We start from the raw sequence: 16,873 nt of genomic DNA on the forward strand, positions 1-16,873 counted from the left end.
GAATAAAATTCTTCGAGCTATGAAGCCCCTCATGTGCCTGTTGTTTCTGCTGCCTGGATGGCTCCAGCAACCAGTCGCCGCCCAAACTCAGCCTACCCCAGCGCCCCTAACGTTGGAGCAGGTTATCAACGTGGCCCTAGGCCAGTCGGCGGTGGCCAGGCAAACCCAAACCACCCGCGACAAAAGCTACTGGGAGTGGCGCACCTACCAGGCCAACTATCGCCCCCAGCTAGGCCTGCAGGGCACGCTGCCGGGCTTCAGTAGGGCCGTTACGCCCGTTGTGCAGCCCGATGGTACTACCGATTTCCGGGCCGTGCGCATCAACAACTCTAACCTAGCCATGACGGTTACCCAAAATATTGGGCTCACGGGCGGGCAGGTGTTTGTGGCCTCGGAGGTGCAGCGCTTCGATGACTTCAATGGGCGGCTGAAGCGCTACAACAACCAGCCCGTGGCTTTGGGTCTGACGCAACCTATCGGGATGTTCAATAGTCTGAAATGGGCCCGCCAAATTGAGCCCTTGCGCTACCAGGAAAGCCAGCGCCAGTACGTGGAGGAGCGCGAAGGCATCGCCCAGCGCATTACGGAGCTGTATTTTGATGTGCTGCAGCAACAGGTAAACGCCGAGGTAGCTAGCCAAAACGTACGGGCCAACGAGGAACTGCTGCGGATAGGGAAGGAGCGCTACCAATTGGGCCGCCTCTCGCAAAGTGACTTGCTGCGGCTAGAGCTAAACCTGCTCAATGCCCGCCAAGCCATGGCCCAGGGCCAGCTCGATGCGGAGAATGCCGCCGTCAGCTTGCAAAGCTACACTGGCCTACGAGCTGCCGAGCTGCGCCTCACCATTCCCAGCGCTGCCCCGCGCCTGGTGGTGCCCGCCGAGCTAGCCTTGGCTCAGGCCCGGCAGAACCGGAGCGTGGTGCTGGCGTTTCAGCGACGCTTGCTGCTAGCAGAGCGGGAGGTGGCTCTGGCGCGTGGCACCACTGGCCTACAGGCTTCGCTGTCGGCTAACCTGGGGTATGTGAACCAGGCCGGCAACCTTTGGGATACCTACGCCGCCCTGCAAAATCAACAGCAAGTGCGCCTTACGTTTGCGCTGCCTTTAGTGGACTGGGGCCGGCAGAAATCCATTGTAAAGACTGCGGAACTCACCCGCCAGCAAGCCCAAATTGATGTGGCGCAGGAGGAGGCCGTGTTCGAGCAAAATGTGCAGGTGCAAGCCACGCAGCTTAGCACTCTCAGCCAGCAGTTAGACCTAGCCGCCCGCGCCGATTCGCTGGCGCAGCAGCGCTACAACATTGCCCAGGCTACCTACAAAGTGGGGCGCATCAGCCTTACCGACCTGACCATTGCCTCCAACGAGAAAGACCAGGCCCGGCGCGCGTACATTTTGGCGCTACGGGCCGCCTGGGTAGCCCATTACCGGATACGGGCACTCACACTCTATGATTTTGAGCGTCAAGTGCCTATTGTGGCGGCTAACTAAACCTGCATTTCACGGCTGAAACTGATTAACTGCCTCGTGGCTCTTGCTGCGAGGCAGTTGTGCTTTCTAGGCCTAGCTGATACGGTGAACTTCTGCTGCACAAAGCACCCAATTGGCCTACAAACGGACTAGCCCTATTTCGCAATCCTTCGGCACCTCACCAGGAATGAACACCCTGTCCGGAAATGGACAGCTTTTGATGAGGATTGATTTTGATATATGTGGTTAAATAGTTGATTATTAATATTTTAATCAATTGGCATGACGCTTGGCTTATTCTCCATAGCGGTAGTGGCCTAGTGCCCAAAACCGGACAACCTTTTTCGCAGCCTTCCTCAACTCTTCTTCGCTCTGCTCATGGAAAACATGCTCACCCAAACGGCCGCGCGGCCACTACCCACCGGTGCTCCCCTGACGGCTACCAGCCAGCCAGTTATTCACCTCCGCGACATCGAGAAGGTGTACCAAACCAAAACCATCGAGACGGTAGCCCTGAATCGGGTAAATCTCACCATCAACAAAGGCGAATTTGTTTCCATCATGGGTCCCTCGGGCTGCGGTAAATCAACCTTGCTCAGCATCATTGGCCTGCTCGATGAGCCTACCAGCGGCGTAATTGAGCTAGATGGCCGCCCGGTGCAGTCGTACTCCGATAAGGAATTGGCCTACCTGCGCAACCAGAAAATCGGGTTCGTATTTCAGAGCTACCACCTTATCAACGACCTCTCGGTGCTGGATAACGTGGAGCTACCCCTGCTGTACCGCGCTGGGGTGGGCGGCAAGGAGCGGCGGGAGCGGGCCTACGCTGCCCTCGATAAAGTGGGCCTGAGCGCCCGCACCAACCATTTTCCCAGCCAGCTGTCGGGTGGGCAGCGCCAGCGCGTAGCCATTGCCCGGGCCTTAGCCGGTCGCCCCGAAATCATTCTCGCCGACGAGCCCACCGGTAACCTCGACTCAGTGATGGGAGAGGAGATTATGGACTTGCTTCTGGGCCTGAACCAGCAGGAGGGAACCACCATCGTGATGGTAACCCACGACGAGCAGCAGGCACACAAAACGCAGCGCCTCATCCGCTTTTTCGATGGCAGCCAAGTGAGCTAGGCCCGAGTAGCCAGATTTAGTTGACAGCTTTCTCTTCTGAGTTATGAAAACGCTCACCTTTCCTCTTGCTGATGCTGAACTAGTTGCCGCCTGTGCTCAAGGCAATGCCGCGGCCCAAGAGCAGCTCTACCACCGCTTTGCCCCCAAGATGCTAGGCCTGTGCCTGCGCTACGTGCGGCACGAGTTTGATGCTGAAGATGTGCTGGCACGGGGCTTCGTGAAAGTATTCCGGTGCCTAGGCCAGTACGAGGGCAAGGGCAGCCTGGAGGGGTGGGTACGCAGCATTATGGTGCGTGAAGCCCTAAGCTGCCTACGCCGCCGCGAGTCGTTGACCATCAGCCTGGAAGACTGCCACACCGGTCACCTGGCCACCGGGTTGCCCAGCGCCGATGTAGAGCTGCAGGCCGCCGACCTGCTCCGACTGGTGCAGGAACTGCCCACCGGCTACCGGACCGTGTTCAACCTCTGCGCCCTGGAAGGCTATACGCACCCCGAGGCCGCTGCACTACTCGGTATTTCGGAGGGTACCAGCAAGTCGCAGCTCAGTAAGGCCCGCGCGGTGCTGCAACGGCAGGTGGCTGCCCTTCACTCTTCCTTTTCTACTTCCTACTCTCACGCTCATGTTGCTTAGCTACCTCAAAATCGCCTGGAAAGTCTTGCTGCGCCGCAAGTTCTTCACCTTTATCAGCCTGTTCGGCATCAGCTTCACGCTTATGGTGCTGCTGGTGGTGGCGGCCATGTTCGACCACCTCGTGGGCGCGCATGCCCCCGAAACCCGCCTCAACAAGATGCTGTTTGTCAACTTTATGCATGTTAAGTGGACGGGTGGGGGCAATATGAACTCGCCGCCCAGCTATTACCTGCTGGATAAGTATGTGCGCCCCCTCAAAACGCCCGAGAAGGTAGCCGTTTACTCTAACTTCCACTCCACACCCAGCTATGTCGGGAATAACCGCATCGACCTGGATCTGAAGTACACCGACGACGTGTTTTGGCAGGTGCTAGATTTTGCCTTCCATGAAGGCAAGCCTTTCGGAGAGAGCGAAGTGAAATCAGCGGCGCGGGTGGCCGTTATCAACCGCGCTACGGCCCGCAAGTACTTCGGGACCGACCAGGGCGTGGTGGGCCGCACTATTGAAGTCAACCAAACCAACTACCGCGTGCAAGGGGTGGTGGAGGATGTACCAGCCATGCGCTTCAGCTCTTATGCCGATGTGTGGGTGCCTCTCACAACTAGCCCCAACGACCTGCAGCGTGTGCAGCTCCACGGCGATTATGCCGCTATCATCCAAGTGAAGTCGGAAGCGGATATACCTGCTGTGCAGGCTGAGTTCGACCAAATGGTGAAACGCGTGCCGCTGCCCGACCCGAAGAACATGAAGTATATGGAAATGCACGCTGATCCGCTGCTGGCTTCCTTTTCGCGGCAGCTAATGAACCCCTTCACTAATTATTCTTCCGATGGTCAAGCGGTGCTGTTCTCCATTCTCTCGTGCATTGCCTTGCTGTTTATGCTGCTGCCCGCCCTGAATCTGGTAAACATCAACGTGAGCCGCATCATGGAGCGCTCCTCCGAAATTGGGGTTCGGAAGGCCTTTGGCGCTACCAGCCGCACGCTTATCGGGCAATTTTTGATCGAAAACATATTCCTCACGGCCATCGGCGGATTGCTGGGGCTGATCCTGGCCTACGTGGCTCTGCAACTCATTGGGGGCTCCCAAATACTGGCCTACGCGCACTTTGAGCTGAACTGGCGAATTTTCAGCTGTGCCTTACTCGTGACGCTGATTTTTGGCGTGCTCTCGGGGGTGTATCCAGCCTTTAAAATGTCGCGGCTGCAGCCGGTGCAGGCCCTGAAGGGAGGTAGCAAATAATTCATGCACAAGGTGTAAAAAGTAGAATCACATGATACGTCACCTATTTACCCTGATCTGGAACCGTAAGCGGTCAAACTTCCTGCTGATGGCCGAAATCCTCCTATCGTTTTTCGTGCTGTTCGTGGTGAGCGTGCTGCTGGTCAACAACTACTACAACTACCGTCAGCCGATGGGCTTTACCTCGGATAATGTGTGGGAGTTTAATATCAACCCTGGTCAGGACACCATTAACCGCAAGGAAACGCTGCGGCGGCTGGTGCAGGAGTTGAAAGCTACGCCCGGCGTGGCGGCCGTTACCTGGACGAGCAATACCCCTTTCTCGTTCAGCAACAACAATACTGATGAGTACCGCTACAAAGACAAAGGGGCCCCTCAAACCGAAATTTTTGACACGGATGATGACATGGTAAAGGTGTTGGGACTGAACGTGGTAGCCGGCCGCTGGTACGACAGTCGCGACGATGCCTCATCGCGCCACACCATAGTAGTAAATCAGCGTTTTGCCGACGAAATGTTCGGCCAGGAGTCGGCGGTGGGTAAGGTCCTGACCAATGACAAGCATGACGAGGAGTGGCAAATTGTGGGGGTAGTAGAAGCCTTTCGCTCCGGCAGCGACTTCGCTTCCAACGACCCCACCATCTTCATACGGCGGGCGCTGCAGGATACCGCCAGAATGAGCAATACCGAACAGGCCACGCTGCTAGTGCGCGTGCAGCCCGGCAGCGCCGCCGTGCTTGAGCAGCAGCTAGTTCGCAAAATCAAGGCCGTAACCAAAGGCTGGGATGCCAACGTGAACACCTTGGCCGAGAACCGGAAGGATAAATTGAAGTTCGTGATGACGCCCCTGATTGCCCTAGGCTTGGTAGGCCTGTTCCTGATTATCAACGTGGCCCTAGGCCTCTTCGGGGTCCTGTGGTACAACATCAACCAGCGTAAGGCTGAGATTGGGTTGCGCCGGGCGCTAGGTGCTACAGGCAATGCCATCAGCCGCCAATTTTTGGGTGAAATGCTCGTGGTTACAACGCTGGGCGTAGCTGGTGGGCTGCTGCTGGCCGTGCAGTTTCCGTTGCTGGGAGTATTTGGCCTAGCCACGCCGGTATACTTCATGGCTATGTTGCTGGCTACGGTGCTCGTCTTTACGCTCACGGCCATTTGCGCGCTTCAGCCCAGTCGAATTGCGGCGGCCATTCAGCCAGCGGTTTCATTGCGTGAAGAGTAGGGAAGGTAGTATTTGTTGCGGCGGCACACTCCTCACCGCCGCCGCAAATACCCAAGACTCCCGCAATTTTGTGTGTAGCTTTTCCGTCCTTCGCAGCCACGTATGATTCTTATTGTTGACGACGATATAGCGGTGCGGACCTCCCTGGGGCTGCTGCTAAAACAGGCGGGCTACCCCACCAAAGGCGTAGCCACGCCTGAGGAAGCATTGCGCTTGGTGCAGGAGAGCTTACCGCAACTGGTGCTGATGGACATGAACTTCTCCCTCGACACCAGCGGCCATGATGGCCTACAGTTGCTAGGCCAGGTGAAGCGGCTGGCGCCGACCCTGCCCGTAATCCTGATTACCGGTTGGGGCTCCATTGCGCTGGCTGTGGAAGGCATGAAGGCCGGAGCGGCGGAGTTCATAACGAAGCCCTGGAATAATGACTCCCTGCTGCAAACCATCCGAACCGTTCTGAGCCTGCAGCAGGCAGAGCAGGAGGTGGATGCCGACAAGCTCACGCGCCGGCAGCTTGACAAGCAGTATGATTTCAAACGGATTGTGGGGCAAGATGCGCGCCTGCTGCACGTGTTGCGCAACGTAGGCCAGGTAGCTGCCACCGATGCCTCCGTCCTGATTGAGGGCGAGTCGGGGACGGGCAAGGAGCTTATTGCCGAGGCCGTGCACGAGAACAGCCACCGGCGTCGCCAGCCGTTCGTGAAAGTGAACTTGGGCGGTATCTCAGCTTCCCTGTTCGAGAGTGAAATGTTCGGTCACCGCCGCGGAGCCTTCACCGATGCCAAAACCGACCGGGTTGGCCGCTTCGAACTGGCCAACGGCGGCACCATTTTCTTGGACGAGATAGGGGAGTTGGACCTGGGCTCTCAAGTAAAGCTGCTGCGCGTGCTGCAAGACCGCACCTACGAGGTACTTGGCGACAGTAAGCCGCGCCGCCTCGACATCCGGGTGATTTGCGCCACCAACCGCAACCTGGCCGAGATGGTGCAGCAGGGCCGCTTCCGCGAGGACTTGTTCTACCGCATCAACCTGATAACGGTGCGCCTGCCCGCCCTGCGCGAGCGGCCCCAGGATATTCCTCTGCTCGTGCAGCACTTTGTGGATAGTCTGCGTGCTACATACAACCGCCCGGCCCTGAAAATAGGCACCCGGGCGCAGCACTGGTTGCAGGAGCAACCCTTGCCGGGCAATATTCGGGAGCTTAAAAACCTGGTGGAGCGCGCCGTACTGGTCAGCGGTAAAGACGAGCTAGGCCCTGAGGACTTCCAGGCCCAATACCAACGGGTACACACCCGGCAGCCCGAGCCCGGCGAGCTGCCCGAGCCCGGCACCATTACTCTCGACGAGCTAGAAGCCCAAATGATTCGGCGGACGCTGGAACACTACAGCGGCAACATCAGCCGCGTAGCCAAAGCCCTAGGACTCAGTCGGGGCGCCCTCTACCGTCGCCTCGAGAAATACGCCATTCCCTTTGATGCGGAATAGCGCACAGCATTTCTCCTTGCGCAGAACGTCATGCCCCAAACGAGCATGACGTTCTGCATTAGTACCCTCGCCCTTATCTTGTCGGCATGACCCTACGCATACAATTCCTGCTGTTCGTAATCCTGATTCATGCCGTCCTGATTGTGCTGGCGGCCCAGATCATGCGAACAAATGCACCTCTGTTCGTAGGCCTAGAAGTGCTGCTGGGCATCAGTATTTATCTCACCATCCGGCTATACAAGGGCTTTGTCAGACCCTTTCAGCTCATCGCGGCCGGCACGGAGGCCATCCGGGCCAAAGATTTTTCCATGAAGTTTGTGCCCGTGGGGCAGCGCGAAATGGATCAGCTCATCGACGTGTACAACCACATGATTGATGAGTTGCGCAAGGAGCGCGTAACCCAGCACGAGAAAAGCTACCTGCTCGAAAGCCTCATCCAGGCCTCGCCAGCGGGCGTGTTGCTCCTTACCTTCGACGGACGTATTGAGGGCGTAAACCCGGCCGCTGAGCACATGCTAGGCCTGTCTGCCCAGCAACTGCTGGGGGAGAAGCCCGACCAACTGGCCGGCGACTGGGGCGCGGCCCTAGCTGACCTGTCGGAGCAAGAGCCGCAGGTGGTGCAGCTCTCCGGCATTCAGACCTACCGCGCGCACTGCTCTCGTTTTGTAGATCGCGGCTTCACGCGGCGCTTTATTGTGCTGGAAGAGCTAACCCAAGACCTGATTCGGCAGGAGAAACAGGCCTACGGCAAGCTGATTCGGATGATGTCGCACGAAATAAACAACTCCATCGGCGCCATCAACTCCATCCTGCAAAGCTTTCATTATTACACACCTCAACTCCAGGCCACTGATCAGCCCGACTTTACGGAGGCCCTCGACGTATCTATCAACCGCAATACCCACTTGGCTAACTTCATTGCCAATTTTGCCAACCTGGTGCGGCTGCCTTTGCCGCAACGCCAACCAACGGATGTGCATGAGCTTTTGCGCACCACTGAGCGCCTGTTGCATGTACAGGTAGAGCGCCGCAATATTAGCTGGCACTGGGAGCTGGCGCCCGAGCCATTGGTGATTGATCTGGACCCCCTGCAACTGGAGCAGGCATTGCTCAACATCTGCAAGAATGCCCTAGAGGCCATCGGGGAGAAGGGCAACGTGTGGGTGCGCACTACTCAGCAGCCGGCGCAGATTATCATTGAAAACGACGGGCCGGGCATTCCGGCCGATGTGCAGCGGCGGCTGTTCACGCCCTTCTTCAGCACCAAGCGCGATGGGCAGGGCATTGGTTTAACCCTCATCCGCGACATTCTGCTCCAGCACGAATTTCAGTTCAGCCTCGAAACCCAAGCCAATGGTCGTACGGCGTTTACCATCAGGTTTTAGACGAGGGACTTCAGGACACAAAGAAGCTGACCCAGTGAATGCCGTTACTATAGCAGCATTCACTGGGGCAGCTTCTTTGTGCACTGGAGCCTAGAGATAGACCTAGGCCAGTGCGAAGGGTTATTTCAGTTTCACGGGGGCTACCCCGGGCTTCTTGACAGCCGCGGGCTTGGTGCCTGGTTTAGCAGCAGGTGTAGCCCCTTCGGCCACTATCTGCCCATTGCGGAAGTTCTTCTTTTCCTTCACGGTAGTGCCATTGGCCTCAAAGTAGCTCCACACGCCGCTTTCCTTGCCGTTGCGGAACAACCCCGACACCTCGGCCGTCCCATCTTCCCGCACCTGGCGGTAAGGCCCCGATTTAAGGCCTTTCACGTACGTAGTTTCGGATTTCAGCTTACCCGAAGGGTAGAACTCCTGACCTAGGCCAGTGGCGCGGCCGTTGTCGTACGCCAGTTTGCTCTGGATGGTGCCGTTAGAATAGTAAGTCAGCTGTTCGCCCGTGAGTTTGCCATTCACGTAGGTTTCCTGCTTTTGCACCTGCTTGCCGCCCGGATGGAACACCCGCCATACCCCTGAGGGCTGGTTGTTCTTATACACCTGCTCCTCGTGCGGAAAGCCATCCTCGAAGAAGGTGGTAACTTTCCGGTCGCGGCCTTGGTTGGCGTAGTCGATCTTCTTTTCCACCTTGCCCGACTCGTAATAGTCTTGCTGCGTGCCTACCAGCACGCCCTGCCGGTAGGTCTGCATGCTCTTGATAGCCCCACTTTCGTAGTACGACTTGGCTTGTCCATCGAGGTTGCTGGTGCCACCCGCCAAGCTTTTGGCCTGGGCAGTAAGGTCATCAGCCAACGGATTTTTTACGGCGCGGCCACTCAGCGTTCCTGGTACGTACGTGCCCTCGGTGCGCAGCTTGCCGGAGCGGTAGTAGCTGCGGTAACCGCCACGTCCCGACTTATCGGCTTGCACGTCGGTTTCAATCTGGCCGTTGTCGTAGTACGTTTTGTAAGGGCCCGCCAGCAGTCCTCGGTTGTAGGTGCCTTCGCTTTGCAGCTGGCCATTTTCAAAATAGGTCTTGGCCAAGCCGTTGGCCTGCCCATTCTGGTAGGTTATTTCAGCTTTGGGTTTCCCCGAAGGGTACAGCTCCCGCACGGCACCGGCAGGCTGCCCACCTAGTAGGGTAGTTTCGAGCTTTACTTCACCACTGGGGTGGTAAAAACGCAGTAGGCCCGTGGGCTGGTCGTTATCGTAGGTGCCTTCCTGGGCAACTTTACCGCTTTCGTAGTAGGTTTTAAAAGGACCCTGCCGCAGGCCATCCTGGTAGGTAACCTCAATGCGGCGGCCGCCATTTGGGTGAAACTCCACGTAGGCAGAATCCCGCTTGCCGGCGGTGTAGCGGGTTTGAGCCTCTAGTTTGCCCGAGCGATAAAACCGCTTGTAGGGGCCTTCCATCACCGTGTCGCTGGCAACCAAAGCAGAGTATACTTCGCGCTTGCGGGTGTTGGTAGAATCATAATAGGTAGTGAAGCGCCGAAGTTTCTGGGCTTCAGCCGTGGTAATGGCTAACAACCCCAGGGGCAGCATCAAAAAAAATTGTTTCATAGCCGCAAGAACGAAAGATTGCTCTAGAAAAGTGCAAATAGACAGTACTTGCACGGCGCCTCGTTAGCAACCTTCGTGCCCAGCCCGCAACAAAAAAGCCCCGCCGCAAGTGCAGCAGGGCTTTATCAAATTAAAAGGTGATACGGAGGCTAACGACTGGCCTACAGCTTTTCTACCACGATGCTTGAAGCACCGCCGCCGCCATTGCAGATACCGGTTACCCCAATGGTGCCGCCTTCATTCTGCAGCACGTTCAGTAGCGTAGTTACAATGCGCGCACCCGACGCCCCGAGGGGGTGGCCTAGGCTCACGGCCCCACCGTACACGTTTACTTTCGTGCCTTCCAGGTTCAGGAGCTTATTGTTCGCCAACGATACCACCGAGAAAGCCTCATTGATTTCGTAGAAATCTACGTCTTTGGCTTCCAGGCCGGCGTGCTTTAGCGCCTTCGGAATAGCTAGGGAGGGAGAGGTCGTGAACCATTCCGGAGCCTGCTCGGCGTCCGCGAAGCCCCGAATGCGGGCCAGGGGTTTTATACCCAACTCCTCCGCCTTCTCGCGGCTCATGAGTAGCACAGCGGCAGCTCCATCATTAAGAGTAGAAGCATTAGCGGCCGTTACCGAGCCTTCTTTGGTGAAGGCGGGCTTCAGACCGGCAAACTTAGTGAAGTCTACTTTGGTGTATTCCTCATCGTCTTCTACTACCGTGCTCTTGCCGCGCACCGTAATGGTTACCGGAATAATTTCGTCCTTCTTTTTGCCGGCCTTGGCAGCCTGGGCGCTGCGCTCGTACGACTGTTGCGCAAAAGCGTCCTGCTCCTCACGGGTGATGCCGTAGTGCGCGGCGGTGGCGTCGGCGGCGTTGCCCATGGCGTAGTCGTTGTAAGGGTCCCAGAGGCCATCTTTCATCAGTCCATCAATCATTTGACCGTGGCCATACTTGGCGCCAAAACGAGCCTTATCGAGGTAGTAAGGTACATTCGACATGCTCTCCATGCCGCCCGCCAGAATCACATCCGACTGGCCTAGCATGATAGCCTGGGAGGCGAACATGATGGCTTTCGTGCCCGAGGCACACACTTTATTTACGGTAGTGCACTCCACGGTATCGGGCAGACCAGCTTTCTTGGCCGCCTGGCGAGCCGGTGCCTGGCCTAGGTTGGCCGAGATAACGTTGCCCATGATGACCTGCTCAACTTCGCTGGGGTCTACGCCTGCTTTCTCCAAGGCACCTTTCAGGGCAATGGCGCCCAAATCGGTTGCGGACAGCGACGACAGGCTGCCGCCGAAAGAGCCGATGGGCGTACGCACCGCGGCAACAATTACCACTTCTTTAACTTGCATATGAATGAGTGGGGGTGGGGTTAGGTGGATTTGTGGGCTAAAGGTAGAACGAAGAATTGAGAGGCAGCAACGCTTCACTTCCTGGCTACTCGCTCGGTTTTCCTTGCCCGCCAAGCTATACAAACAAAACGTCCATCTAGTTTATAGCATCAACGTCTGGTAGCTCCTGAGTTTATTGGCAACTTGCCTTTATACAAACAGGCCTAGACGACTGACTACCAGCCTGGTTTGGATTTGTCGGCGGGGCGGGTGCTTTTGCGTGGTAGTTGCTGTAAGTACTGCTGTTCGGCGGCATGCATAGCATCCAGCAGCTGGCGGGCCTGGCCGGCACTCAGGTTCATTTGCTGCAGGCGGGCGCGCTGCGTCTGAAGCTGGGCTTCATCGAGAGCTGCCTGCTCAGTGCCACCGCGGTTGCTAGTTCCTCCGGGGGCTTCGGGGCCCGTTTCCTCATTGCTGAGGCCCTTTACCGATCCTGGTTGCTGGCCGCTGGCCATTTCCCGTTGTTCTCCGCGGCCGGGCGTAAACCCGTTAGGTGCCGAGTTGCCCGCGTTGCCAGAGGGTTGATCTTGAGCCGGCTTCCCCTGCGCATTGGGCTGCGACTGGGGGGCATTGCGCGGATCCTGGGGCTGGGTGGGGTCGTTGAGTTGCCCTTGCTGATCGGCGCCGGGTTTTGGTTGGGGCTGGCGCTCCGCGTTGTCTGCTTCGGGCGTACGGTGCCGTTCTACATCGGGGCTGCCATCAGTACCGGGAGGGGGCATTTGCGGATCGGTGGCCCGGCGGGTGAGGTAGTCGCGCAGCACCTCATAGTTAAAGCGGGCATCAGCGTTGCGAGGGTTGGCAATCAGTGCCTGTCGCAGCAGGGTAGTGGCCTGGGCGTAGTCGCCTTTCTGGGTAGCCAAAATAGCCAGCTGCTGCAGCGCAATGCTCCGGGTGGCAGGGGTAGAGCTAGTCAGTAAGTGTCCGTAGTAGCCGCGCGCTTCGGCGCTCCGGCCAAGCCGGGCAGTAGCATGGGCGAGGTTCAGCCAAACCTGATCTTCCTGGCTGCCCAAACGCACTGCTGCTTCTTTATAGGCCTCTGCGGCCGTGGAGTAGTCCTTTCTGGCATAGGCCAGTTCCCCACGCCGGATGGCATCGTTGCGGTCATGGATGCGTGTGAGCCCACCCCAGGAACTGAGCAGCAGCATACTTCCTAGCAAAAGGACTCTCATGGGCGAATTACTTTAACGGTTACCAACACATCTAATACCATTAACAGCAACGCCACTACCAACGGATACCGGTATCGATTGTCAGCAACTGATACGGTCCGGACTTGTTCTGCTTGACCTTCCACACGGTTGAGGGCGTTTACTAATAGAGGAAACTCGTTGCGCCGATCAGTAAGTTCGAAATATTGCCCCCCGGTTTGCTCAGCCAGACGGCGTAGCGGGGTTGGGGCCAACCGGCTGATTGCCTCCCGACCTTTCGAGTCGCGCACGTACCGCCCACCTGGTTGCGGAATGCGGCTGCCTTCCGTGGTACCTACTCCCATTGTAAACACGCGGGCACCAGAGCGGGCCAGCACCCGCACCGTAGGCTCCAGGTTTCCGCCAAAGTCTTCGCCGTCTGTCACAAGCACCACGGCCGTGGCGCGCGGAAGGCTGCCCGCTGCGGGAGCAGCACTGTCTAACCGGGTAAGTACCAGTTCTAACGGGGGCACTAAATCGGTACTGCCGGCCGGAACCAGGGAGGTTTGCAGAGTACTCAAGAACAGCTGCAAGGCAGCTTGGTCGTACGTCAGGGGACATTGCACAAAGGCTTCCCCGGCAAAAATGATGAGCCCCAACCGGTCGGCCTGAAACCGATTGACCAGATTAGCCAACTCAGCTTTTGTCTTTTGTAAGCGAGTAGGGGATACGTCGGGCGCATCCATGGAACGGGAAAGGTCTACAAGCAGCCACACATCCTTGCCGGCCGTCCGCACCGGTTTTTGCGTTAGCCCGTAAGCTGGGCCCAGTAACGCCACTAGCAGCAACCCAAAATACAGCAGGCGCAACACCAGCTTCCAACTCAGTGGCCAGCCCTGCTGGCCTAGCGGTGCACCCAAACGGCGGGTGCGCAGGCCGTAGCCTATGTAAAAAAATAAAAAAATTACCGCGGCTAGTATCTCCGGCCACCCCAGCATGTAGGCCCAGTTCAGCATAGCGGTAAGTGGTTACGAATCATAGGAAAAGCGAGAAAATTGCCCTCGGCAACTCGGCAAAGATACGCCCCTGCGCCTAAGGCCGGGCCGCGACGCAAGAGGTACCAAGGAAGATATTTTTTCTGAAAAGGGTTTGTTTTTCCATTCTAGGTGTATATTTGCACACCTTTTAGACGGAAAGGGTTTCCCACTGGAGAGGTGGGTGAGTGGCTTAAACCAGTAGTTTGCTAAACTGCCGTAGCTCTAAAGGTTACCGGGGGTTCGAATCCCCCCCTCTCCACACTGTCTTAAGAAAAGCCCCGAAATTACTGCTTAAACGCGGTTTTTTCGGGGCTTCTTCGTTGGTGTGTGCGCCGGTGTGTGTGCGAGGGTATAAAAGCCTACTGCCGGAGTAAAAAACAACGCCCACCGCGAGGGTCGCAGCAGGCGTTGCAAAGCTTCCGGCGCGGCCGGTTCTGAAATCCGCTGGCCCTTGGCCTAGGATGGAGTATAAAGGTACGAAAGCTTACCTAGTCTTGCGTGGGCTCCGGTTCTTGAGTTGAGGTCGTATTAAAATCCGCCGACGAAAAATCGGCCGCCGAAAAGTCAGCAGCCCGACCAGAGTTGTAGGGCGGGTATTCCGACTGATAGACCGGGAAATAGATAGCTTCCATAGTGGCAGGTATTAGTAATCCTCGCACAGTAGCACCTGGTCGTCTTCGGTAAGCATTTCGAAGTCGTCTTCAGTGCTCCAAGCGTAGGCTACGTAGTCGCCTACGGCATTCATCGGATAAGCCGCCTTGGTAGCCAGCTGCTGACCATCGGCAACAAAACCCGCTTCATCTGTTCCTATTATGGTTTGCTCAGCCATCGTTTCAGCTAACATAGCCACTCGCTACGTAGCCGGGTTGCACGTAATGGTTGGGCACGTAGCCCACATCGGAGTCTCCATACAAGGCGTAGAACGCTTTGAAAATAGGGCGGTAGGTAATGCTCATAGGGCTTTATACAACGTAGTCGTCTTCGCAATAATCTTCCTCGCAGTACTCGCCACCGTACCCCGCTTCTGAGTCGCCATACAAAGCGTAAAAGGTTTGAAATATGGGCAAGTAGTTGATGCTCATGTTAGGCCAGGGTAAAAGGGAAAGTGTAAGTAAAGCCTAAGCTTTCACCGTATGGCGTGTAAAACACGCGGTACATTGGTATGTAGAACATGGCGGCTAGTAAGTATCCCTGTAAACCTCCTGGTAGGTGTCGGCAACCGAACCCGGCGAATACAGATGGTAGTACGCCCGGAAGATGGGTATGTAGGTAATGCTCATCAGGCTACGTTATAGGAGCCATAAGCGGGGTAAGCATACGTGCCTTCTCCGGTTGGCTCGTTCGCCGGGTACAGCTTATAATATGCTTGGAAAATAGGGAGGAAGGTTATGCTCATGGTTAGCCTTTGGGGTATCGGTTCCACACTAGCAGGCCGTTGGCGCCGCGCTGGTATTCGTAACCGTATTGATAGGTAGTGAAGCGCATGCCGGTCTTGGAGCCGGCGGGCTGGCTACCTTGCAGCTCGCCGTAGGAATAGCTGCCATTGGTTACGGCGCTACGCACCGCTTCGGGCACGTCGTACACATCAAGGTTCTGGCCTCTGGCAAGCTTCGTAGAGATCCATATGTTCGGGCTGCCGTTCTCGAAAGCAACCGGGGCGTGCTCATATAGATAGTCGTTGCGGGGGTCAATAAAGCGCATCCCCGGCCGGGAGCCTTCGGGCTGGGTACCCGTCAGGTAAGGGCTTGAATTGCCAGCGTTTTCCTGAGCATTAAATCCATCAACTACTGCCTGCCGAATTGCTAGGGAAACATTGTAAATGTCCAGCACTTCCCCACTTGGGCCCGCGGTAAAAGGCTCGTAAAGCAGGGCATTGCCGTTGCCGTAATCTATAGCAACCTTCAGAGCAATAGTGTCGCCGCCTAGGCCACCGCCCCCGAGGGTGCGGCCCGTGCCGTAGGGGCTAATGCTGGTACCGTTGATTGCCTGAACAACCAAGTACTGAGCCGCACCGGTGCCCGATACCCAGTAGAGTACGCCTCCTTCTAGGCTGCCCTGCCCAGCGGCTTGTTTAAAATCTTCGTGGGAAACTATCCGGCGGCTCCAGAAGTCGCCATCCCAGAACGGAAACCCATTCGGGCTAACCGAAGCACGCGCCAAAAAGTCGGCACCTATTACCTCGCCCGCTCCGTTGAGCTTCTCGTCATTATAATAGATACCCCGCTCATCAATTTTGACCGTGGCAATGTTTGCCCCGTTCATGTCCTGCATGATGAATAGCAGAGCTGCCCCGATGTTCGCTACGCCGAAGCTAGGCCACAGGCGAGTAGTATCTTCCGCTGGATAGAAGATAAGCCCGCCCTGGGTCTGAATGAAGCCCGAAGCATATCGGCCAGGCTCCGTGCCCGTCATAGGAATTGCGTCGGCAGTACCGGCTTGTTCCTTCGTTGCGAAGTACTTCTCAATATAACTGAGAGGTACATACAGATTCTTAGAACCAATAGCCGTTATAGCCTGCTCATGCTGGGCTACGGAGGTCGCCCAAACGGGGGCGTTGGCTTCAATGGTTCGGGCGGAGTACGAGCGCTCAGAGAAATATATTTGCCCATCCGAAGGCCCAACCACAGTAAGCCGTGCCTGTAGCCATAGCTCCTTTGTGGCATTGAAATACAGCCGGGCAAAGTCCTGCGCATAGAGGCGCGCGCCATCCATACCGGAACCAGCTACTAGTGTAGCATTGCCCCACTTCAGGCCAGCGCCGAAAACGAACTCCAGTAGGCCCGTAATTGGCGAGCCGGCAACTGTGCCGCTCAGATTAATTTTCCCGGCTAATGCCTGCGCAAGATTGAAGCCCTCTTGAGAATTGGCGAAGGCCGCCAATACTTCGCGTAGGGTATTTATAAAGCTATCGGCATCGCCTGTCTCTGAGCCTATTAGGGCGCGAATCGGAGCGAGTGCCGCATCAATATCGGCGCTGGTTACACGGTTGGTTTCAAGAACAATCAGCCGGTTGTCATGGTCGCGAAGTTCGTTCTCAGCATCGTTGAGGTCGTTCTCAATGACATCAATTTGTACTTGCAGCGCCTGGTCGGAACCATCCACATACTGAACGGTAGCCCGCTCAGCAAGTGCCTGCAGTAAGCCCGCGACTTGTTTTTGCTGTATAAGGTTCATC

The 16,873-nt window shown here is 56.8% G+C and carries 15 protein-coding genes and 1 tRNA gene; 8 read left to right on the forward strand and 8 right to left on the reverse strand.

The features are described from left to right. Positions 1-19 precede the first annotated feature (19 nt). The 7 genes from EU556_RS13665 to EU556_RS13695 all read left to right on the forward strand — a co-directional run bounded on the left by EU556_RS13665 (position 20) and on the right by EU556_RS13695 (position 8,553). Positions 20-1,486: a TolC family protein gene (locus EU556_RS13665; RefSeq protein ID WP_245327647.1), complete on the forward strand. Its 1,467-nt coding sequence runs from the start codon at positions 20-22 to the stop codon at positions 1,484-1,486. Between the two features lie 357 nt (positions 1,487-1,843). After that, complete coding sequence (locus tag EU556_RS13670) at positions 1,844-2,587, forward strand: ABC transporter ATP-binding protein (protein WP_135434643.1); 744 nt, start codon at positions 1,844-1,846, stop codon at positions 2,585-2,587. 43 nt (positions 2,588-2,630) lie between these two features. After that, the gene (locus tag EU556_RS13675; protein ID WP_135434644.1) at positions 2,631-3,218 is read left to right on the forward strand and encodes an RNA polymerase sigma factor; all 588 of its coding nucleotides are present in this window, start codon (positions 2,631-2,633) and stop codon (positions 3,216-3,218) included. Continuing rightward, entirely contained in the window at positions 3,208-4,461 is a 1,254-nt protein-coding gene (locus EU556_RS13680; RefSeq protein WP_135434645.1) for an ABC transporter permease, read from the forward strand. The genes EU556_RS13675 and EU556_RS13680 overlap by 11 nt, the downstream gene beginning before the upstream one ends. A gap of 31 nt (positions 4,462-4,492) precedes the next feature. After that, positions 4,493-5,683 (forward strand): ABC transporter permease, encoded by a 1,191-nt coding sequence (locus EU556_RS13685; protein ID WP_135434646.1) that lies wholly within the window; start codon positions 4,493-4,495, stop codon positions 5,681-5,683. A 102-nt stretch (positions 5,684-5,785) separates the two neighbouring features. Further along, on the forward strand, positions 5,786-7,168 hold the full coding sequence (locus tag EU556_RS13690) for a sigma-54-dependent transcriptional regulator (RefSeq protein ID WP_135434647.1): 1,383 nt from the start codon (positions 5,786-5,788) through the stop codon (positions 7,166-7,168). 86 nt (positions 7,169-7,254) lie between these two features. Next, positions 7,255-8,553, forward strand: coding sequence for a sensor histidine kinase (locus EU556_RS13695; RefSeq protein WP_135434648.1), 1,299 nt, complete (start codon positions 7,255-7,257; stop codon positions 8,551-8,553). Positions 8,554-8,673: 120 nt separating this feature from the next. On the opposite strand, the gene EU556_RS13700 is transcribed toward EU556_RS13695, so the two are convergent. From EU556_RS13700 to EU556_RS13715, 4 genes are all read right to left on the reverse strand, one after another. After that, a complete protein-coding gene (locus EU556_RS13700; RefSeq protein WP_135434649.1) occupies positions 8,674-10,152 on the reverse strand; it encodes a toxin-antitoxin system YwqK family antitoxin in 1,479 nt (492 codons plus the stop codon). A 161-nt stretch (positions 10,153-10,313) separates the two neighbouring features. Further along, positions 10,314-11,495, reverse strand: a complete 1,182-nt coding sequence (locus EU556_RS13705; protein WP_135434650.1) for an acetyl-CoA C-acyltransferase — start codon at positions 11,493-11,495, stop codon at positions 10,314-10,316. A gap of 215 nt (positions 11,496-11,710) precedes the next feature. Continuing rightward, positions 11,711-12,679: a tetratricopeptide repeat protein gene (locus EU556_RS13710; protein WP_135434651.1), complete on the reverse strand. Its 969-nt coding sequence runs from the start codon at positions 12,677-12,679 to the stop codon at positions 11,711-11,713. A 20-nt stretch (positions 12,680-12,699) separates the two neighbouring features. Next, positions 12,700-13,677, reverse strand: coding sequence for a VWA domain-containing protein (locus EU556_RS13715; protein ID WP_135434652.1), 978 nt, complete (start codon positions 13,675-13,677; stop codon positions 12,700-12,702). Between the two features lie 192 nt (positions 13,678-13,869). Here EU556_RS13715 and EU556_RS13720 point away from each other — a divergent pair. After that, a tRNA-Ser gene (locus EU556_RS13720) sits at positions 13,870-13,957 on the forward strand. A 229-nt stretch (positions 13,958-14,186) separates the two neighbouring features. On the opposite strand, the gene EU556_RS26075 is transcribed toward EU556_RS13720, so the two are convergent. The 4 genes from EU556_RS26075 to EU556_RS13730 all read right to left on the reverse strand — a co-directional run bounded on the left by EU556_RS26075 (position 14,187) and on the right by EU556_RS13730 (position 16,872). Next, positions 14,187-14,330, reverse strand: a complete 144-nt coding sequence (locus EU556_RS26075) for a hypothetical protein (RefSeq protein ID WP_167855574.1) — start codon at positions 14,328-14,330, stop codon at positions 14,187-14,189. Positions 14,331-14,341: 11 nt separating this feature from the next. Further along, complete coding sequence (locus EU556_RS13725; protein WP_135434653.1) at positions 14,342-14,527, reverse strand: hypothetical protein; 186 nt, start codon at positions 14,525-14,527, stop codon at positions 14,342-14,344. 4 nt (positions 14,528-14,531) lie between these two features. Then, complete coding sequence (locus EU556_RS26660) at positions 14,532-14,654, reverse strand: hypothetical protein (protein WP_262709653.1); 123 nt, start codon at positions 14,652-14,654, stop codon at positions 14,532-14,534. Between the two features lie 442 nt (positions 14,655-15,096). Further along, the gene (locus EU556_RS13730) at positions 15,097-16,872 is read right to left on the reverse strand and encodes a hypothetical protein (RefSeq protein ID WP_135434654.1); all 1,776 of its coding nucleotides are present in this window, start codon (positions 16,870-16,872) and stop codon (positions 15,097-15,099) included. Position 16,873 lies beyond the last annotated feature (1 nt).

Origin of the sequence: Hymenobacter fodinae (genome assembly GCF_004745825.1) — a bacterium.
GTDB lineage: Bacteria > Bacteroidota > Bacteroidia > Cytophagales > Hymenobacteraceae > Hymenobacter > Hymenobacter fodinae.